The organism is Marinifilum caeruleilacunae, from assembly GCF_013141825.1.
Taxonomy (GTDB): domain Bacteria; phylum Bacteroidota; class Bacteroidia; order Bacteroidales; family Marinifilaceae; genus Marinifilum; species Marinifilum caeruleilacunae.
On the sequence record NZ_RZNH01000002.1, the window covers coordinates 189,279 to 211,820 of the forward strand.

The 22,542-nt window shown below is 38.7% G+C and carries 14 protein-coding genes; 5 read left to right on the top strand and 9 right to left on the bottom strand.

All coding sequences use genetic code 11. The features are described 5' to 3' along the window. Positions 1-97 precede the first annotated feature (97 nt). The 5 genes from ELS83_RS02315 (at position 98) to ELS83_RS02335 (ending at position 3,843) form a co-directional block, all read left to right on the top strand. Entirely contained in the window at positions 98-1,108 is a 1,011-nt protein-coding gene (locus ELS83_RS02315; RefSeq protein WP_171593898.1) for a TolB-like translocation protein, read from the top strand. Positions 1,109-1,139: 31 nt separating this feature from the next. Then, positions 1,140-2,567: an SDR family oxidoreductase gene (locus tag ELS83_RS02320; protein WP_171593899.1), complete on the top strand. Its 1,428-nt coding sequence runs from the start codon at positions 1,140-1,142 to the stop codon at positions 2,565-2,567. A gap of 9 nt (positions 2,568-2,576) precedes the next feature. Further along, on the top strand, positions 2,577-3,002 hold the full coding sequence (locus ELS83_RS02325) for a VOC family protein (protein ID WP_171593900.1): 426 nt from the start codon (positions 2,577-2,579) through the stop codon (positions 3,000-3,002). 11 nt (positions 3,003-3,013) lie between these two features. After that, entirely contained in the window at positions 3,014-3,463 is a 450-nt protein-coding gene (locus ELS83_RS02330) for an NUDIX hydrolase (protein ID WP_171593901.1), read from the top strand. A gap of 71 nt (positions 3,464-3,534) precedes the next feature. Next, complete coding sequence (locus tag ELS83_RS02335) at positions 3,535-3,843, top strand: ASCH domain-containing protein (RefSeq protein ID WP_171593902.1); 309 nt, start codon at positions 3,535-3,537, stop codon at positions 3,841-3,843. Between the two features lies 1 nt (position 3,844). Here ELS83_RS02335 and ELS83_RS02340 read toward each other — a convergent pair whose 3' ends face one another. The 9 genes from ELS83_RS02340 to ELS83_RS02380 all read right to left on the bottom strand — a co-directional run bounded on the left by ELS83_RS02340 (position 3,845) and on the right by ELS83_RS02380 (position 22,528). Then, complete coding sequence (locus tag ELS83_RS02340) at positions 3,845-4,966, bottom strand: lactonase family protein (RefSeq protein ID WP_171593903.1); 1,122 nt, start codon at positions 4,964-4,966, stop codon at positions 3,845-3,847. 69 nt (positions 4,967-5,035) lie between these two features. Beyond that, positions 5,036-7,651: a T9SS type A sorting domain-containing protein gene (locus ELS83_RS02345; RefSeq protein WP_171593904.1), complete on the bottom strand. Its 2,616-nt coding sequence runs from the start codon at positions 7,649-7,651 to the stop codon at positions 5,036-5,038. 119 nt (positions 7,652-7,770) lie between these two features. Then, a complete protein-coding gene (locus ELS83_RS02350; protein ID WP_171593905.1) occupies positions 7,771-9,129 on the bottom strand; it encodes an MATE family efflux transporter in 1,359 nt (452 codons plus the stop codon). A gap of 165 nt (positions 9,130-9,294) precedes the next feature. Beyond that, positions 9,295-9,627, bottom strand: a complete 333-nt coding sequence (locus ELS83_RS02355; protein WP_171593906.1) for a cupin domain-containing protein — start codon at positions 9,625-9,627, stop codon at positions 9,295-9,297. 32 nt (positions 9,628-9,659) lie between these two features. Continuing rightward, positions 9,660-10,319: a DNA alkylation repair protein gene (locus ELS83_RS02360; RefSeq protein ID WP_171593907.1), complete on the bottom strand. Its 660-nt coding sequence runs from the start codon at positions 10,317-10,319 to the stop codon at positions 9,660-9,662. Between the two features lie 26 nt (positions 10,320-10,345). Further along, positions 10,346-11,053 carry a DNA alkylation repair protein gene (locus ELS83_RS02365; protein ID WP_171593908.1) on the bottom strand — a complete coding sequence of 236 codons (708 nt, stop codon included), beginning with the start codon at positions 11,051-11,053 and terminating at the stop codon, positions 10,346-10,348. Positions 11,054-11,082: 29 nt separating this feature from the next. Continuing rightward, entirely contained in the window at positions 11,083-15,249 is a 4,167-nt protein-coding gene (locus ELS83_RS02370; protein WP_171593909.1) for a hypothetical protein, read from the bottom strand. A gap of 61 nt (positions 15,250-15,310) precedes the next feature. Further along, positions 15,311-19,972, bottom strand: a complete 4,662-nt coding sequence (locus ELS83_RS02375) for a hypothetical protein (RefSeq protein ID WP_171593910.1) — start codon at positions 19,970-19,972, stop codon at positions 15,311-15,313. 156 nt (positions 19,973-20,128) lie between these two features. After that, the gene (locus ELS83_RS02380; RefSeq protein WP_171593911.1) at positions 20,129-22,528 is read right to left on the bottom strand and encodes a TonB-dependent receptor; all 2,400 of its coding nucleotides are present in this window, start codon (positions 22,526-22,528) and stop codon (positions 20,129-20,131) included. Between the last annotated feature and the right edge of the window lie 14 nt (positions 22,529-22,542).

Sequence of the window (22,542 nt, forward strand, 5' to 3'; positions counted from 1 at the left end):
GTGTTTTACTGATCATGAATAAATAAAATTTTAATGATGAAAAGTTGACTAATAATTTTATTAAATTTAGAACACTACTCATCAAATCTTTAACTCAATGAAAGCATTTATCTATCTCATTATTGCCATGTGTACTTTCATTTCATGCCAGGTAAGTACAGAAAATACAGTTGAAAATATTCGTGAAGGAGAATATTTAGGGGAAAATGCAAACGACAGTATTGCTAAACTATTCGCGCCCAATTTTGTTTCTACTTATATGCACGAAAGAGATTTTACAATGAGCCCTGATGGAAAAGAGATATACTATACGGTTCGAAATGGAGCAAGCTATTTTATTGCCGAAAGCAAAATGATTAATGGTGTTTGGACCGAACCCGAATTTGCTTCATTTTCTGGCAACACGAATTACAACGACCTTGAACCATTCATTTCGCAGGATGGCAAAAAGTTTTACTTTATGTCGACAAGAGCACCCAAAGGCAAAGAACAAAAAGCGGGTTGGTTTTACCAGAACATCTGGCTAATGGACAAAACAGCTGAAGGCTGGTCGGAACCCTATTTGCTGGAAGGACCAGTTAATACGGATTCAGGGCAGTATTATCCAACATTAACCAATGATGGCACCATCTATTACACACACGAAGAAGCAAAGAATGTACAAATGATTTATCGATCGAGCTTGGTTGATGGTAAATATCAAACACCGGAACGATTGCCAAAGGAGGTGAATCCAACAAATATGCAGTACAATTCGATGGTAGCACCAGACGAAAGCTATATCATTCTATGTACGTTTATTGAGGGAAACAGCATTGGTCGTTCCGATTATTACATCAGTTTTAACAAAGGAAATGACAGTTGGACTCCGCTAATGAATATGGGTAAAAAAGTAAACTTTCCTAATGCTCACGGTTTATCTCCTTCTTTATCTCCTGATGGAAAATATTTTATTTTTTCGAGTAATAAGCAAATTCGTCAGGAAAAACCTGTATTAAAAGAGATTAAGAAAAGTGCCATTTCACCTCAGAATGGGAATCTTGACCTATACTGGATCAAGACTGATTTTATTGAGGAATTGCGAAAGGAAGCATTGAAGAAACAATAATAGATGTGAATTAGATTATTAAAATTAGAATATGCGAATATTACTTACCGGGGCAAACGGCTATATCGGAAAACGTTTACTTCCCATTCTTTTGGAACAGGGACATACCGTATTTTGTTGTGTGAGAAACAAGCAAAGATTTACGCACAAAGAGCTTTTACATCCCAATTTACATCTGATTGAGGTTGATTTATTACAGGCCAAAACCCTGGAGAAAATCCCTAAAGATATTGAGGTAAGCTATTACCTGATCCATTCGATGTTACATGGTACCGAAGACTTTGATCAGTTGGAGAAACAATGTGCTCAGAATTTTATCGATTATCTGAAAAAGACTGAAAATCGCCAGATAATTTATTTGAGTGGCATTGCCAATGAGGATAAGCTTTCGAAACATTTACAGTCGAGAAAAGAGGTGGAAGAAATTCTAAAACAAAGCAGAAGCTATTATACCATTTTAAGGGCTGGGATTATTGTTGGCTCAGGCAGTGCATCTTTCGAAATCATTCGTGATTTGGTAGAGAAACTTCCCATTATGATTACGCCCCAATGGCTTCTCACCAAATGTCAACCCATTGCCATTAGAACGGTAATTGAGTATTTGCACAAAGTGATTTTCCATAAAGATTGCCTCAACCAAACTTTTGATATTGGGGGAACTGAAGTGCTGAGTTATAAGCAAATGTTGCAACAATATGCCGAAGTGCGAAAACTTAAAAGGAAAATCATTACGCTACCAATTATGACTCCTCGTCTTTCGTCGTACTGGCTGTTTTTCATTACTTCTACTTCATACAATTTGGCAGTTAACCTGGTAAACAGCATGAAAGTTGAAGTGATTTGTCGTCCAAACAATTTTGCACAAATTCTAAATATACAGCCCATTTCGTACAAGGAAGCCATAGAAAGGGCCATGGGAAAAATCAAACAACAAATGGTAATCTCCTCGTGGAAAGATGCCCTAAGCAGTGGTAGGCTTTCCAACAGAAACTTTAAGTATGTTGAGCCTCCAAGTTTTGGTTGTTTCTTTGACACCAAGGTTCTGCCGGTAGAAAACCAACAATTGGCCCTCGATAACATTTGGGCCGTGGGTGGTGACAGAGGCTGGTATTATGCCAATTGGTTGTGGAAATTTCGGGGTTTTATCGATAAATTATTCGGAGGTGTTGGACTCAACCGTGGACGAAGACATCCTAATGAAATAGAGATTGGCGATTCGCTGGATTTTTGGCGGGTGCTATTGGCAGATAAAGAAAATAAAAGGTTATTGCTTTATGCAGAAATGAAGCTGCCTGGTGAGGCCTGGCTTGAATTTTCGCTCAACAAAAATCAGTTAGAGCAAAAAGCCATATTCCGGCCAAAAGGTTTGGCCGGAAGGTTGTATTGGTATTTGAGCTATCCATTTCATGTATTTATCTTTAGAGGAATGATTCAAGGAATTATACATTACAACAAATAAATTGAAACTATGAAAAAACGAGTAACAGGAATAGGTGGAATCTTTTTTAAGACCAAAGATCCGAAAGGAACCAGAGAATGGTACAACAAGCACCTGGGCATTCAGTGTCCTGACGAATATGGTGGAGTGTTTGAGTGGCAAAAAACAAGCAAGCCTGAAGAAACTGGCTTTACCATTTGGGGGCCGTTCGATGAAAACACGGAATACTTTAAGCCTTCGAAGAAAGATTTCATGTTCAACTACAGGGTAGAAAACCTGGAAGAATTGCTAAAAGTTTTAGCCGAAGAAGGGGTTGAAATTGTAGGTGAAATGCAAGTGTTTGAATATGGAAAATTTGGCTGGATTCTTGATCCGGAAGGAAATAAAGTAGAACTTTGGGAACCCATTGAAGGACCATTTAGTGAAATGTACAAAGGCAAATCAACCTCTGAATAATCAAAATATAAATGACACAACCAATTGTTAATTTTTTAGATCCATTAAGTCTACCAGAAGATAATTTGAAATACTCCATTGTCTGTTCGAAATACCAGGACAAATGGGTGTTTGTTCGCCATCGTTTAAGAGAGAGCTGGGAAATGCCTGCCGGACATATCGAAGAAAATGAAAGTGCCTTGCAAGCAGCCAGGCGCGAATTATTCGAAGAAACAGGAGCAAAGGAATTTAGCATCAGGTTGATTGCTGATTATTCCTGCGACTGGAAAGGTGAAATTAATTATGGAAGAATCTTTTTTGCAAACATTAGCCATTTGGGTGAATTGCCAAAATCCGAAATTGCTGAAATTCGTTTTTTTAAAGATTTACCCAAAGAATTAACTTATCCTGATATTCAGAATTTGGTGTTTGAAGAAGTTCAAATGGTGTTGAATAAAAAGAGTAAAGTAAATATTCAGTAGATACAAAAGAGCGCAATGAATAAGCTAATATCTTTGCGCTCATATATTATCTTACCTAAGACTCAACGAATATGTCTAAAATCCATTTCCACTCCGATTTTTATGAAGACATTAAAAATGGGTACAAAACTCAAACTGCAAGATTTAAGGAAGCAGCTCCTGAACTGGGAAGAGGTGAAGCCATTTTTGATGATAAACCTCCAATTCCCATTGATATCACGAAAGTGAAATACAAAAAGTTTGAAAGCCTAAACCGAGAAGAAGTACAAAAGGATGGCTTCAATTCAAAAACAGAACTTTGGTCTGTGCTAGTGGGATTTTACCCCCAATTAAAGCCAACAGACCCATTGCTCTTAATCGAATTTAAACCAGCTGAATAAACTAATTCTCAAACAAAACACAAACAGGTTTCGCTGCTTTTGCCTCATCAACGAAAGTGAGTAAACCTGTTTTTTTATTGCGTTTAAAGCTGATTAAGTTATTGGTATTCTGATTGGCTACTACCAGGTATTTTTCATCTGGGCTCAGTCTAAAATTTCGGGGATGATCGCCACGGGTTGACACATGGTCGATTAATTCCAAGCCACCATTTTCCATTACTTCAAAAATTGCAATACTGTTGTGTCCGCGATTAGATCCGTATAAAAACTTGCCATCAGAACTAATATGGATATCTGCGGTAAAACTGCTTCCCTTAAAATCTTTGGGCAAGCTCGATGTGTTTTGAACCACTTGGTAATTGTTTGTATTGATACTGCTAATGGTATTGTTCAACTCATTGATTACATACATCCACTTCCCATTAGGATGAAAGGCCAAATGACGCGGACCAGCACCTTCTGGCATTGCTATTCGATTCCTTTCTAAAGCAACAAATTGATCATTCTCAATTTTAGACAGCCAGAGCTCATTGCTTCCTAAATCAACTGCAATAATATGCTTACTATTGGGCTGAAACCAAACACTATGAGCATGAGGGGCGTCTTGTCGGCCTTGAACACTTCCCGATCCTTCATGCTGATTTACATCCAATAATTCAGATATCATTCCATCTTCGTCAATTCGCAGAAATCCGGTATTGCCACCTGTGTAATTGGCTGTAAGAATCAGTCCTTCATTATTAGTAGTTACAAAACAAGGGTGTGCGCCTCCACTCGACTTTCTGCTCAACAAATCCAGTTCTTCTCCAATTTTATAACTCTCAACACTTCCAACACCGTCAAGTGTGTTAATCTCGTTAATGGCAAGCAGGTTCTTTCCATTATTGGCAAAGCACAAATAAGAAGGATTTACAGTTTCTGCCTTAAGTTTCAGTTCCCCAAACTTCCCCGATTTATTCATTGAAATCTGATAAATTCCTTTTGAATCGGTATCGGTATAAGTTCCAATATACATGGAGTAGGCAGACTTTTCCATTTTCTTCTTTCCGGTGTTGTTGCAAGACATAGCCATGAGTAAGATGGCCAATAAAAATGCAAATTTGTTGATGTGCTTTAATTTCATACCTCCAAAGATAAAAACATTAAGCATTAGGATAACATACAGACAATATGGAATTTTGATCGACAGTAGCTAATCAACAAGTATCACTTTACGTTTCACTTGCTTATCGAGGTATTGAATGAGCAGGTAGTACACACCAGAGGAAAGTCCGTTCATGTTTAAATCCAATCGGTTACCCGAATTTAAGTACTCCGTAACTTTTCTGCCGGCCGAATCGAAAGCACTTACCCGAAATTCGCTCACTTCCTCATGCTCTACCAAAACGGTAAAAATGCCATTACTCGGATTAGGATAAACTTTCACTTCTCTTTCCGCTTCCTCATCCGGATCTGGGGTTGGATCAGGATCGGGATCTGTATCCGGATTTGGATCGCCTGCAATGGTATCACGAACCACAATTTTATGCATTCCCTCAGCCAAATCAACCGTAATTTCAAATATTCCATCCTCGTTGGAATCGCCAGTTCGGGCCAATTCATCGTTTACAAAAACGCCAAAGGAAGTATTTGCCTGCATATCTACAGCAAAAATTTTAATGGTCCTGTTTCCATCAAGCGGATTTATGGTGTAAGATGTGTTAAGCGTATCACCATTGGCATGGAAGAGGTACAAATGATTTTCCCAATCTACCCCAATGCTTGATTCGTTTTGGTGTAGCTCTCCTCCTGCATTGGAAGAATTCTGATTATCGCCAATTTTAATGGTATGCAAAAATACAAGGTCTTCTTTTAGCTCGCTTGGTTCCACTTCGATACGCCAGGAACCAGGATGTTCTAAATCCAGGTTTGGACTGCCATTGGGCGGATAATTCGTTCCGTTTACCCAATACTCATAATTGTTTCCACCAATTAAAGTGGTGGTGCTGGCTTCTGGTAACAAAGTACGAATGGCTACATTTCCATTGCCATGCGAAGCCTTATAATCTTTCCCGTTATAAGTAAGAATTTTATCGGGAACACTTGTATTTACAATTTGCCCATTGATATCGGGACGATTTGCAAAGTGATTAATGTACTTGGCTTTTCGTTCCCGAGAATTGGTGTTTAGCAGGTGAATATGATCCAAAATCAGGACACGATCAGGTTTGTGATAGAGCAATCGCCTCTCAAATCGATCCAGCTTGTTCGATGCATAAGAATCTGCTGCATCGCTGATATAATAGGCATATTCATCGGCGGCAGCAAACTTTAACCACTCACCTCTCCTATGGTCACTATCTGTTACTTCTCCCACATTTTCCAATCGGTCAGTCCATATTTGTCCGCCATCATTGGAAACCGATCGACCAAAAGCCCGATAAGATTCCGATGCATCGAAAACACAAACAGAGTTGTGCGCAATGGTTCGAGAATAGTAGTTGTTGTAATGATCGGTAGCATAAGAATCGTAATAACCTGCATCTAATATTTGTGGTTTATCCCGAATAATAACGAAATGGTTGTTGTCTCTGTGTTCGTGATCGGCCCTTTTGGCTGGTGCACAATAATACCAAAGCATAGTCGCATCCTCATCCCATGAAGTTCTGCTCACGGCCAAACCTGTTTTATCGGCCCACCAATCAAGAGGAGGTTCAGGGTGGGAAACTGTAGCTGCTTCAAAATCTTTAAACAATAGCTTCTGAAACACCAGGTTTGTATTGTTCAGGTATTCAGCACCTCCATATTTCTGCACCAAATATTGACTTCTTGCATCACCAAATTCCGCTGCATGACGATACATTACCCTGTTGGCCTGGTTTAATCCAATTACTGCATCGCCCAAATGAATGGTGTAATAATCAGGTCGATAAAAATACCAATACTGGTTGATCGATTCCCTGATCCAATCCTGATCCTGGTAATAATCCTTACCGGTGGCAATTTTCATGTCATCGAAAAACTGGTACTGTCGAGGCAAGCCAAACATGGAATAGGCAGCTCCCCAATTCCAGCCTCCATCATCATCACGAAAGTGAGCAAAGGCCGGAAGAATACCATTCTCCCACTTATCGACCAGAGTACGATACCAAGAATTTACATCAGACATTTGACCGGATGATAATCCGTCGGCGCCATGTAGGGCAAGTGCCGCATGCATGGTAATTCCACAGTTATAAATGTTATGGCTGGTAACATATGAATTGCCAGAAGGAGTTAAAACATAGTTATCCATGAAGTATTCGAGCACCCGATACAAGGCCCGTGAAAGTTTCTGCCGTTTTGCTTGCGGAACTTCATTGTAGGTCCAATCCAGAAGTATGGCTCCGTAATTGCAATTGTTACGAAGAAGGTTTTCTTTTGTATCGCCGGAATAGTTATCGAAATTGAGGGAATTGAGGTATTCCACATACCTGGAAATGATAAATTCACAACGCTGAAGAGCCAAACCATCCGTTCCCATTTTTAGAAGGAAAGCTGTCATTCTGGACATTTGAAAAGCATGGCTCGATCCAAATTCGTAGTTCCACTGACTTGAATCCGAACCCACCAGGTAAGTCTTGGAGTTGGTCACCCAATTTCTATCGTAACTGCTTTTAAAGCGTTGGTAGGTTTCCTGGCTTTCCCCCAAAGAGATATTTTCTTTCAACCAGTCAAATCGTTCCTGACTTAATTCCAATCTTGGATGCTGCTCATTCACAATGGGTACATCTTGCGAATAGCAACCAAACAATAAAAAGAAAAACAGAAAAACAAAAACACTCCTCATTACATCCCTATTTGTAATCAATTGATTTATTAAAATACAAAATATTAAGGGATTAACAGATTAATATTTCATAACATGGCTAATTTAGAATCGAAAATTAAGCCTATTATGGCAGAAGTTTAGGTCAACTTCTTGTTTAGTTTTTTAAATTCCCAAATGATAAAGATTCCTGCAATAATGGCCGATCCAACATCTGAAATTGGACCTGCAAACCAAACGCCGTCTAAACCAAGGAATTTTGGAAGTATGAAAAGGATCGGAATGAGTAAAATAACCTGTCTCATCAGGGTTAATAAGGTGGAAACACCAGCTCGCCCAATGGACTGAAAGTAATTTCCTACAATAATTTGAAAGCCTACAATTGGCAAGGCAATCAGGAAGGTTCGTAAACCTTTCGACCCCACTTCAAGCAATTCTTTATCGCTGCTGTTAAAGGCCAGTACCATAGTTTCAGGAAATAGCTGGACCAAAATCCATCCAACCAGGGCAATTCCCGTTGCAGCAGTCATGCAGATTTTTAGAGTTTCCTTTACCCTTTCGTAATGTTTGGCACCATGACTAAATCCAAAAATTGGCTGAGCTGCCATATTAATGGCAATAATGGTCATTACAATAAGCATGGCAACCGAATTGATTACACCCATTGCTGCTATGGCAATATCGTTGCTAAATTTTATGAGCTGTACGTTGTATAAACCTTGTACAAAACTACCTGCAATCTGCATAGAGAATGGTGCAAATCCGATGGTAATGATGTACAAAATAATTTGAGGATTCAGTTTAAAATTGCTGGCTCGTAATCTGATTACCGATCTGTTGCTTCTAAAATGCTTGATTACCCATACACAAAGAATCATTTGCGAAATGATTGTGGCATAGGCTGCACCTGCAACACCCATATCCAAAACAAAAATAAAGATCGGGTCTAAAACAATATTTGTTCCGGCGCTTATTAGCATGGAGTACATGGCAATTTTTGCATTTCCCTCCGAACGAATCAGGTTATTCAGGGAAAAGCCAACCACATTAAAAATGGCTCCATATAGAATAATGTTGAGGTATTCGTTGGCAATCGAAACGGTATCGCTTGATACACCAAAAAGTCTTAACAAAGGATCTTTAATGGTAAAGCCAAGAATGGTAATAAATGCCGAAACAATAATCATCAGGATAAAAGAGTTCCCTAAAACCCACTCGGCCCTTTTAAAATCTTTTTTTCCCAAATTAATTGAAATTCGAACTCCCGCTCCCATTCCAATAAGCATTCCAAATGCCATTAATATCAGCATAATAGGATAAACGGCACTAAGACCCGATAAGGCAACCGATCCAACGCCCTGACCAATAAAAATACGATCAACCACATTATACAGCGAGTTAATTACAACTCCCGTAAATGCAGGCCAAAAATATTTCCACAGCAAACTGCTGATTTTGGCATTTTCTAATTCGTATACATTTTGGCTGTTCTTGTCCATAGAAGGTGCACAAATGTACCAAGAATGACTGGCAAGGCAGACGAATTCCAGATAAAAATTCCTAAAAGTCGGTAAGAGGCTATTGTAAGGGGGCAAAAAGCTCCTGTTAACCTGTAGATTCAGGAAAGACGAGAACAAATAAGCAGCTTGAAATTCTTTAAAGAATTATTTCAGTTTATACCTGTCGCTTTCGGCAAAATAATCCATTACTATGGTTTTGCTGTTAAATTTGGCCGAGTGCAATACCCCTTCAGGAATGTAGTAATGATCCCCTTTCCTGTAATTTTTTGTTTTGCCATCAATGGTCAGGTCCATATCGCCATCAATCACCATTCCCCACTGTTCCCCGTGCGAATGTCTTGGTACTTCTCCAATGGGCTCAATCTCAAAAAATACAATTTGTTGATTTTCTCCCTGGGCTACCCAACCTCGTACCCCATTAAATGGGATATCAGCCTCAGGCAAATTTTTAATCATTTGCGGATAAATGTCTTGCATGCTTGTTTCATATTAATGAATTCGAACGAAAGTTATAAATATTTACTCCCTTCCCGAATACTCAGTGGAGATAAAGAGTGTTGAGAGATAAATGTTCTTACCCAGTCGGGATTAAACTTCGAATATTGTCGCAAGGCCCAACCAATTGCTTTATTCACAAAAAACTCATTACTCAGATGATTGGATCGAATTGCTTTTGAGAGGAATTCTGTATCCACATCATTTTTATATTTCAATTGAAAAATAATTGTGACTCGTTTTAGCCAGATATTGGAATCTATGATCCAATCGTACATCACCTCTTGTTTTACTTCGGGATATCCTTTACAAATTACTCCAACCAGTGGTGCCAAGGCATCAACCGAATCCCACCAGGATTTAGATAGGATAAGCATCTCTAATTTTGAAAGATCATCTTTTACCAGGTATTTCTGCAGTTTGGAGAGATATTCCAATGCCAGGTATTGATACTCACGTTCTGGCAAATCCCATAAGTACATAACCATGTTCCAATCGATGCTTTTTTCTTTTATTGCCTCTTTCAGGAACGCTTTGCTAAGCGCAGCTCTTTTGGGCTTTGGTATTCCCAAAAAAGAGAAATGATTCTTCATGTATGCTGACATGCGTTTGGCATATTCAGGATCGGTATTTTGCCTGAAAATTTCTACAATCTGTAAAGTTTGAGTTTGCATTGTACTACATATTTATTGGCATGAAATTAACAGCGAGCAGTTTTCTTCTTTTTACCAACTCTCCCCTTATCAATAATTTTTTGCAGATATTCAGGTGCAAAAGGCACTTTACAAGATGTTTTGCCCATATACACATCTACTTTCCCAATTTTTTCAGCCGTTTTCATCGATAAATCGGTTAGCTCTTCTACATAGGCTCCTACCGAAATCACAAATCCATTCATGGTATACTTTACCCTGTTCAAAGATTGATGAATATCTTTCTCAACTCTCAACAGTAAGCTTTTAAGTTGTGTCACATCCAACTCTTCATCCTTTTTTAAGGCTACCAGACTCGATAGGGTTGACCAACCTGCAGCGGCGGTATTTTCTTCATCCGATTCAATCCATTCCAATGCCAACTCCAATCCAAAATCAGACTCTGCGGCTATCCAGGGAACGGTATATTCGCTAATCATCTGCCAGTATGCGCCTTTAACCCACTTCTGAAGATCTGCTTTTGTCATCTGTTTTTCATCTGCAATCAAACCAGCAAGGTACATGGCATCCGAATTACCAGACTCGTACAATTCCAACGACAATTGATAATCCTTTTTAATTTTCTTTACAATTTTCTTAAGATCCTGCACCTTTACGCCATAAAAAGGTTCACGAGCACCATGTTTGATCAGAACATTTTTCGTTCCTTCGTTTCCATATGATTCAAGCTCTTTAAATACTTCTTCTTTGGTCATTATTTCCTTAATTATTATGATTATCTTTGCTAGTTCTTCACTTTATCCGCTGGTGCGTTAATTTTAAAAACATCGGCATACACCAATTTAGGTTGATTTTCTTCCGATACTGCTGTGGCAAGACTCTTTATGTTGCCACTGCCCTTAGGACCTCTTTCGAATTCCTGCACAATTACCTGAAGCGGTTGATCCTTATACTTTCTGCTCAATTTAAATTCGCGCACCACAGTAAAATAGTTATTTTTTACCACACTGCCAGAAATTGGAATGCTAACTCCTTCCTCTTCCAGGCTGTCTTCATTTCTGCCATCGGATACACTTCCATAAACCGGTTGTACCAGTTCAGGGTCAAGGAAACTTATTTCCAAATAGTTGCCTGTATTTCCATTTCGATCAAGAGGATTTGAAATTACGCCTTCCACCTGCAATGTAAAACGGGAATTCATATTATCCTTTTTAAAAGTAAGGGTGGCAATTCGTTCAGGCACCAACTGAATATAGTCTGCCATTACAACCGACGACAAGCATACATCTCGTCCGGCTTTTCGAACCGAATGTGGCTGATATCTGGCCAAAGCCAACTTTACAAATGGGAAATACATTTTTCCATGATTCAAGGCAAAATCGGCATACCATAGCTTTCGTTCTTTATCGAATTCAACTGGATAAGCCACAGCATTTACCTTGTGCTTTTCCTTACCGGGATAAACCAAAGCCTTATCGACAGTCGGATTGTGCCTAAAATCCTTAATGGAAGGGTAATTCATGCCAGCAGGCTTTGATGGACGGATTGGATCCTGTGCCCAATGAGTAAACATACTGTTGAATCCTGCACCTCCCAAAGCAGCAATGGTTTGGGATATTTTCGATGGATCAGATCCCGGTAACAAGACTGCAAGCATCTCATCTTCTCCTGTTGAGAACCATGGCCTCTTCAAATATACACGTAAACCGCCACCAAGACGATGCTGTCGCATTACGCTCGCACTTTTTGTTTTTCTCCACTCGAATGTAGGGATTACATATTCCACGAATGGGATTTTTGGCCGGTCCGAACTTAATATATTCACTCGTTCCATCCATTCTCCATCTCTTGTCATTTCCAAACCTTCCGATTGTATCAGCTTGTCGAAATGCTCGGCATAACGAGTGGTTGCTTCGGGGTAATAATCTACATAACGATGCTTCGTATCGCCAAACTTGTGCTTTAGTGCACCACTAAACTCACTTGCCAAACTTACCTGCAATTGAGCTTTGGCCTGATTGTTTTGCCCTTGTATGGCTATTTGTTTCGAAGGATCCTTCTTTTTAGGAAGATTTCCCTTATCCACACTTTTATCGTGGTATGAAATGTCAATTTCTTCTACATTGTCTGAATGATCTACCCAATCGGGTTCAACTGTTCTTGGGTCATCTCTTCGATCTTTCCAGCGTGCTTTGTATTCTACTTTATGACTCGAAAATCCATGAACTGAAAATCTTGTATGCAGCCAGGCATGTGTATCATCGTAATTCTTATCAGGATTAATAATTTCTATTTGAGGCGCTTCAACGGGTTGCAGAACGGCATGAGTGAGTTCAATTTCCCTGGCAGGGCTAATCATCCAATGTCTTCCGCTTCGGGCAAGTTCTTTAATTGTATCTATGTTTGCAGGGTTTTCTTCCTGCAGCAGCTGCCACATGCCCGATAGTTCATTCATATCTTCCTCTCTCCAGAAGGTAGAAAACCTCAGCTTTATTCTTTCTCCCTTTGGCAGGGATACCAATAACAGTCGCTCCGAGGCCTTCCAATCAAATGAAGTACTTCCCTCGACCAATTGAATTCGTAGAGATTTTGCTTTGTACCAGTTATCTTCGGAAACCGAAATGTTTGTATCGTTCGAACTCAATTCAGCATTACCAAAAAAGCTGAACAATCTTGGCTCAAATGCCTGAGAATGTGTTTTATCATATCCATCTGCTAAAAATAAGGCAACTCCGGCTGCAGCCGGATCTGGCAAATAAATCAAATCAACTTCATCTCCCTTATAGACTTTTTCCTTACCATTCTCCCCTTTTTCCAATTGTACTTCTTTCGAACTAATCAGTTCATAAAGTGCCTTGGCTACCTCAGGATTGTTCCCAAATGCCTTATCAAATTTTGAATGTTGTTCTGCAATTAATTGTGAGTTTCTTGGTGGCAAAAAATGCCTGGTAGCATTTCTGTTCTCGCTAGCATCCAAACTGCCATATCGTTCCTGAAACTCGTCGGTTGTCATATTATAATTGCTTCGAACTACCAATTCCTCCAATGCTTCACCATCTTTCAATTCCGATCCTAACAATAGAACCGGGTTCATCAAAGCATCGTAACGATAGTAGCGGAAACCCCTGATCACAGCTTCCGATACTTTCTCGGGCTGCGACTCAAGTGGAACACTATTACCAGCCAAATCTACGGTTCTTACCCGTAGCATGTAATCACGTCCGAATCGCAGTCTTGGCAAACTGCCTTTTACAGTTTCGGTTTTGGTGTGTAATCGAAATTCGCGGGTAGAATCGAATTGGTATTTTTTTACTTCCACATTCTTCGAGGTATTCACATAGTCAACTCGTTTCGAAGGATCAACATTTTCATCTTCGGCCTCATTTATGGCAAATCCAGGTTTGGGAACCGATAAACTCCATCCTTCCCAGCGAATCATATTTTCACCTACAAATAACTCATTGGCATTCTCAGTATCTTCTGCAGCGGCGGTTTGTATAAAACCTTCATCCACCTGAATATCATCAATAAACTCCTCTACATTACTGGAATCAAAATAGGAATACGACTCCTTTCTCATGTGTAAAGAGTGCCATTTTTCAGGATCACTAGCGTAAGCAACATCCATTCGGTACCCTTGTACAAGGTCTTCGGCGTATAATCTTTCATCAGACAATATCAGCTTTAAGCTGTTATCCATTTTCGATGGATCGATAATTTTGGCCTGCAATTGCTTGGCCTGCAAGAACCTGGCATTCAAGCGCTCACCCATTCCGTTTCTGGCAATTCCAATACCCGCCGACCTTAGCGATGGCAAACCTTCCTTTTCCGGTTCGTCGGCGGGGATTGCTGCATTTTTAAATCGCTTGCTTTTGCCCAGATCGAGCTCTACTATTTTCAGCTTCACCTCTTCCTGTATCTTATTGTCTACCATATGGTTCACTTTCATGGCAACACCATCGGTATCAATTTGAAAAGCGGTAAAAGTGTCGGTATTGATTTTTACAAAGCCCAGGTTGATATCAGAATCCTCTTTTGACTGAGCGTAAAATCCTTTTTCGGTATAACGATATGCTGTTAAAGGAACCGATACTTCTGTATTGGTAATAAAATCGATATTCTCAATAATTAACCTCATGGCCTGACTTGCCGGAAAACCCGATGGAATATCAAGACTAAAATCGAGAACCACTCCCAATTTTCTTTGGATTTGCGGATAAGTGCTAACAACAGCCAAAATATCATGAAACTCGAATTCGGGCTTTTTTATTTTTGCCAATGGCGCATATCTTGTAGGCCGATCGGTTTTATGAAAATCTCTAAACTGTGCAAAATCCATTTTGGGGTTGGCCTGTTTTTGGAAAGGGACAAATCCATTCTTTTTTCTCAGTTCTTCCAATCTTTGGCTTGTACTTTCATCCACATCCAGGAAATCGGACTCCTTAAATACCCTTCTGCTTGAGCTTGTAGCGTTGCTTTCGGGTGGCTTTGGTGTATCCCTTTTTTTAAATTTGGATATCTGTCCAAGGCTTTTCGGATCGCTCAGGTCCTTGGGATCAATTAATCGATCAGGATTTTTGGTTCCAAGCCTTTTATAAGTCTCTAAAACAAAACTTTGCACATGCTTAATTGGATAGGAATGAATACGAGTTTGGCTCAAATCTTCTTGCTGAAATCCATCCACGCGAATGTCTTTGTGCATAAGTTTCATCCACAAGTCATTATCCAACAGGTCTGAATTCAAATTAATATCATATTCTGTCCCATTCTTTAATCTTAATTTAAAAGAAGCATTCTTCAGTTTCCCTGGCCAGTTTTCCATATCAGGAAAGGAAGATAGTGTTGTAGAAACCGCATTTTCGAGACGTAAACTAACCTGCACCGAGAATCTAAGCTTGTTTTGAGCATCAATTCGGTGTGGCAAACATGTGAATATGATCTTTTGTTTCATTGCTTCAATAGTTAGTTCCTATTTTATCTTTTCCCAATCATGATAGATTGCTTGTTTTTTATTATGCATAAGCCTGGCAATATTCCAGCCAATCGTTTTCTTCCATAATCATTTGGAAAGTAGGATCGGCATCGGCACCTTTCAATTCTCGACGAGCAGTAAGCGTTACCGTTTTGCTGAAGAACAGAACTTCTACCTTCACTTTTACGATGGCCTCGCCATACAGCTTTTCAACCTTACCATTCTGGAACATGGCAACAAAAGCCAGGTAAATTTCAATTGAGAGGCTTATAATTCCAAGAATTGAGAGGTAACCGTTAAAACGGATATAACCTGTTAAAATGGTTTCGGTATGATCATCAACAATCTCCATACTAAAATAGAAACCACCCATAACCGATACTCCTCCACTTGCCACTCCAAAATTCATCGATAAAGCTGCTCCAAACTCAAAGGCAGCTTCCATTCCCACAAAGCCTTTCACACTTGTTTTCATGAGGAAATATCCTCCGCCTCCAAATGCCGATACCGTTAATAAAAACGGAGCTTCTCGCTTACAGAAGTTGAATTTAAGCGTTAAAGGTGCGCCTGTAAATGGTAAATTAACACCTGCACCCAGGGTCATATTTGCAATGGTACAAACCCCAACCTCAACACTTGGAATGGCCAAATCGAAACCTGCGCTTACTCCTGTCGGAGAAAGTTTCATGTATGGTCCATCAGCAAATCCATTGGAAGGGATTAGATTTTGCAACTGATTTACAAAGCTCAATGGTCCCAAAAACAGAATTGAATCTTCCTCGGCCATCTCCACTTTTACATCGGCCTTTTTACCCGAGCCTCCACCAAACTTCAGTGATTTAAAGCTTACGCGGATCAATTCCTTAATTTCAACATCGAAATCGGTGAAAGAGGCATCTACTCCAAACTGTGTTTTTTGTGATGTATCGAATGGGCGACTTAATTTGCTTAAAATCTGTAAGGCTTCTTTAGGTTTCTGAACATTTACGGTAAGGAAACCACCAAATAATGATTTACTGGCTTCCATTTCAGGAATCCAGCGATATTCCACAACAAATGCTTTATCGGTTTTGTAGGCATTAAAGTTTGGGATTCGTGGCACCTGGCTGGTTAATTGTTGTTCCAGTTCATTCACCTTACTTTCAAGTTGACTTCTTAGATTTTGAATTTCCTGTTGTATGGTCGCCTTGGCATCTTCGGCCGCGGATTCCAGCATGGCTTGTTGTTCAAGAATATCCTCTTTTAATGTTTCCATTTGGTTGCTTAAGCCACTTAAAGCCTCGGATTGTTGATTTCCTTCAGCACCAAAATTCAGATTGCCCAGCAAGAGATCGAATATGGAAACAACACCAAATAATTTGGCGACAGGCATATCACCTGCCGATGCGAAAAATTCTGCAGGATCAAACTCCAGGTTCTGCAATTTGTCAACCGCTCCACCCATTGGACCTTTCAATTTAGAAAGAGAAGTGAGCTGCGTATTCGGACTCATAAATCCACCAGACTTGTCTGAACCTCCAGAAAAATCCGCCTTTAAATTATCCAGAACTTTCGCAAAAACTTTCGCTGCATTGTCATCATCCTGTAATTCAATGCTAACCGGATCTGGATTTCCTGTTAATTCTTCAACAGCTTTTACCTTTACGGATGCTGTTTTTATGCTAGGATGAAACTTTAAAATGCCAGCAGGTTTGCCCTGGAGAGTAATCGCTCCAAAATCAACAAATTTGGTTTCGAAAGTAGTGTCACCCTCAATCAATGATTTTGAAAAGGCAATTTTCTGCAGGTTAAAATCCGCTTTAAAGCGATTCATTTCGGCATTGTAAACTGCAACCAACTGTGTCGATTTTGATTCATTATATGCTGCAGATTTCCCAATAAATATCAAAGGAAGTTTGATTTTTTGTTCCTCTCCTTCCTGATCCACCAAAAGCAGATCAAAAATTAAGTCTGTACCTCCGCTTCGAATCAGAAAATTGTAATCTCCGCCCATATTCACAAGGTTTTGCGGAGCATCTAAATCGGGTGTTCTTGTAGCTGGAAGTTCAACAGTTTGAAATGGAAATGGGATAAATCCATTTTGCGAATCTCTCATTTCATAATAGACTATCGGCTCCAGGATTACAATATACATTCTTTGTCGGTTCACCGCTGCCCGGGTAGCCTTATCCGGTTTACGCTCGGTTATTTTCACCAGGGCTGCCGTATGTCCAAACGGAAACAGAAAACCTGCTTCAACCACCTTCACATAATGGTCTCTTCCCAAAGTAGACAGGTGTTCCCATTCCAGCAATTCCAAATCGGGCTGTGCATGAAAATCGGGATAATCGAAATTTACATTGAAATCGATCCAGGCACCCAAAGAAGACATCATGAATTTTTTAGCTTGTACTGCTCTTGGCGTATACGATTTAATGGTAAAATTAGAAGTCTGATGTACAATATTGTGCCTGTCCCGACCATCTAATGCTGTTCTGAACGGTTTATTTCTTGGCGGTTTTGGCATCAATTTTTTAAAGGCATCACGAGCCCAAAGTGCACGGATACTTCTAAAACCTTCCATACCATATTCGTCAATTTCTCCATTCTTTAGTCTTACCCCCATACGTGAATGCCACAGTTCAGATAGTTTTCCTTTGTTGGTAATTAAAGGATTATTGAACTGTAGATTTTGAATATTTCCTGTTGCAGTTTCCTGATGATCTTTTATTTTTAATTTTTGTATATGAGAAAATCCCGCCAGCTGATTTGGTGAAATAAACAATCGGCTTGGTGCTTCGATAGATGTTTCCAGAATGTTAGGCTTTCGCATCTCTAATAGGTTTGCCTTAAGTGATGCATAATTGATTTTGGCATAGATTTGTCCGCTGACTTCCCCTGGTAAATTTTTCACCAATTGATCTTTATTGTACAAATACCTACTACTTAACCTGTTTTTAGAGTACCTGGCAATGTTTAAGCTTTGTTTGCTGAGAGTTTTTGGTGTGGAAACACTCTTCTTGCCCAGAAAATTACCCAGTTTCTGAAATTTATTAATTACTAGTTTAACAGGTTCCAGAACTCTTGCCCTGTAATTCACTTTTAATCGAAAACGCGACCAGTTTAAAAGTTCATCCATAATAATTGGCATGCCTTTAAAATTGGCCGGCACAGAATAAACCAATCGACTTTTGCCACTTCTTATATATTTTGCTGGCAATATCACATTCTCATTGCCTTCTCCACCCGGCAATGAATTGTTTTCCCAAAAGGCTTGTTCAAGCGTATGCTGAGGAGGAAACACAACTACCATAGTGGCTGGCTTTTTTGGATTATTGATTTCCAAATAGCTTTGTTGATCCTTTTTGATGTATCGGAAATTATAAAACTCGAATTGGAGAAATAACATATCCTCTGGGCGAAGTACACTTAGTCTTATAATTTCTTTCTCTTTAATTTTAATTTTCCCCAGCCTGGAATCAATCACCACTTTCTTTTTCGATTGTAGTTTCCGATCCTGATAATCAATTTCTGCGACTGGTTTTTCCGGATATTCAACCGCCAAACTAATTGCATCCTGCAGTAAGTATTTGGTTGCACTAACCAGAGCAAGCCCTTTAACAGAATGAATCGTACCATTGCTTCCATTCAATTCGAAAGCCACATGCTCATTCGGATTTCGCATTTGATATGAAGCATTTGCAGAATTCATCCACACACCAGAATCAGCCAGGCTGGCATAAAAAACCAACTTTTCCTCATTGGCATGTAGTTCCATTGCCATTTGCGATTGGTAGAGTTTTATGATATCATCCTGTTCCTTATTCACTTTTTTATGAAAGAGAAATCCAGGCTTATTATTTAATTGGCTTTCATCCAAAAACACGATACTTGAATGACCTGCAAATTGAGAGCTTGATTTTAAGATTTTAATTTCATGAAGAAGATCACCAGATGACTTTAAGTCTGAATTATCATTAAATTTCCAGGCATTTAACAAGTGATTAATAGATGTACTGAAAATTGTACATTGCAATACAGGTTTAAAAGTTGATTTGTAAATGGCCAGGTCTTCTTTCGTTGGAAGACTCATAGAAATTCGATCTGCAAAACATTCTTGTCCATTCCAGCGATAGCTTGCCAGCTGTTTCCCTTTTAAAGTAATTTTCCAGTACTTATCAATTATAATATGATAATGATCTTCTATATCCAGGCTATACTTCTGGTTTAAGTTCAAACATTGATTCAAATATGTTAGTCCACTTAATTTACTTTTCTCATTGATCCAATCTGAAAAATTCAAATCATCCGATACATCGAGTTTGGTAAAATCAATTCTGATTCTCCAGGCAAAATCATAGTAAATAATGGCTCTAAAATCGATAGGAATTTTAGTTTCCGGAAAAAATGCATTTCTCAATACCAGGTGGTAAGAGTCATTTCTCTTCCTGAAAATTAATTTACTTCTTCCATCGAATCGATCAGAATCAATCGTCCATGAATTTCCATCGTTGGAATAAAAAGTAATTTGTTTTGCCTTCTTTTTGTAATGAATATCATTAGATAAAGCATTGCCTAATGCTTTTAGTGAAGGTTGAAAAGCCAGGAAACCCAAGCCCAAACCTTTTAAGAAATTTCTACGACTTGAAGATTTTGGACCAGAAAAATTACGCTCATTTCTTGTCCTTTTCAGCTTGACTATATCAATATTCCTTAATCGCATCCTTTTCCATTTTTATCCAATAGAATAGAAATTAAGAAAGACAGACCTGAAAGTCAAGCAAAAAGCACCTTTATTTTTATTGAGTATAAATAAATTTTGATTAAAGTAAGATCCATAAAAAAAGCTTCACCATTTGATGAAGCTTTTTTTATATGATTAAATATCGTTTTCGTAATGACGCATGCCCGATTTTTTAGGCTTGGCTCTCATAATGCCATATCTCTTTCCTAAATAGTATCGGAAACTTAATTTGGCTACCTGGGTTTCTCTATACTGAATTACCTTATTGTAGAAGGTAGGGTCTGCAGTATGAATCTTAAACCTGAAAGTATTAAAGATGTCATTTGCAGTAAATGAAATACTTCCCTTGCCTTTTAACACTCTTCTGCTCATGCCCAAATCTACATAGTACAGGTTCTGATATTTACCCTGCGGCACCAATATTTCGGATTGATAACGGAAACTTGCCTGAAATTTAAACCACTTTTTGAAGTTCATAATGGAAGTAATTTTTCCTTCAACTTCCCACATATCTCGAGAGTCAAAATTAAACTCACTACTTGGTTTAAACTCTTCATAAATTCCGGCAACATATCCACTCAAACTCCACCATTTATTCAATTTGGTCGATGCTTCAAATTCTAATGATGAAAAGAACTTAGAATCGTAATTTCCATATTTTACAATGGATCTATTAGTTCCCTCTTCAATAAATCGGTATTGGTTGATTAGATCCTTAAAGTAGTTCACATACAGAGTAGTCTTGTAGCTGGCCTTTTTGCGATCGAAAGACATCGACATCTCCACATTGTGGTTGTAGTATGCACTAATATCCTGCGTTCCACGCTTCTGATTTTCCGGATCACGAAGGTTTTGAAATGGGTTTAACATTTTTGAATTCGGACGATAGATCATTCTACTGTATGCCAACTGAAACTGTTTTTTATCAGAAATCTGATAAGATAAATGTACACTTGGGAAAAGGTCAAAATAATCGTCTTCGTAATTTAAATTGGTTTTGATATCGGAATATTCTGCACGAAGTCCCAATTCATAACCAAATTTACCGGCACCACCAGAATACATCGCATATAAACCATGAATGTTTTCTTCATAATTAAATGCAGTCGATAAATCGAATTGATCCTCGTAATCAATTTCATTGTTACGATACATGTATCCCGTTTCGAATTTCCCTTTCTTACCAACTGGTAGCACATAATCAACTTGTGCTACAGATTCCTTTCGGTCGAGCTTATAAAAATCTCCATATGCATCTGTCAGATTATTCCAGTTGTCCTGATATTCAAAATATTTTCCTTCATTATCTGATGCATTATCGGTATAAGCAAAATCTACCGAAAGAGTTTCTCCCTTCTTCGCAAATTTATGAATGTAAGAAGCTTTGTAAATCCACGATTCCAAAGCCATATCAACGGCACTGGTTCTAAAATCCATTGTAGGCATTGCACTGCTCAATAAATTCCTGCGCGTGTAGTCGTATGTTCCATTCCAATTCTGAAGAATATCTCTGTAAGATGCCGAAACGGTAAATGTATTGTTTTGATCGATCAGAAAATCCATTCCTAATTTGCCAATGTGATACCTGTTTCCAAAATCGACATCTGCATTTTCCAATAGGTGAGAATTGTTGGTATAAATCGTTCTATCGACATTGTAATCTCTACCAGCCCAATCATCCTTATAGTTATAAGAACCAAAAAAGTTTACACTTCCTGTTCTTAGGTTTGCTGATAAATTACCCGATTTTTTATCATTGGTTCCTACCGATGCACCCACATTACCACTAAAGCCTTTGGCTCTGTTCTTTTTCATGATAATGTTAATGATTCCACCTGCTCCAGTTGCGTCATACCTGGCCGAAGTGGTGCTAATCACCTCTACACGATCAACATCGCTTGCCGGCATACTATTTAAAACTTCAGAAGGATCTACACCCAGCAATCCTGTCATTTTACCATCAATCAGGATCTTCACGTTCGAACTTCTTCTAAACTGAATTTCACCATCAGCATTTACACTCACTTTTGGAATTGTGTTCAACACTTCGTTAATGGTTCCACCATCGGCAACCGGCGATTTGGATACATTGTATACGGTTTTACCAAGTTCAACACGCGAAAATTCACGATTGGCTTCTACGGTAACTTCCGATATAGATTTGGTATCAAGCTTTAGGTTGATAGAAGTGGGAAGGACTTTTTTTTCACTATCGCTAAGTGTAAATTCTTTGCTATAATATGACAGAAATCCCAAATGCTCCACTTTTAAAAAGTAATCATTCGGATTAAGTCTTTTTATTGAAAACTCCCCCTTTTTATTAGTTATTGTTCCTTTAACAAGAACAGAATCTTTTAATGAATAAATAGAAACAGTTGCAAATTCAAGTGGTTTATTGAATTTACCTTCAAAAACTTTTCCCTTTATCTCAGAACTCTCGCTTTTTAATTGTTGGTTATTCGCGATGGCGAGAGAAGAAGTAAAAAAACAAATCAAAAGAAATGTAATTTTACCATAAGTAAATTTTAGGCTCATTGTAGTTATAGATT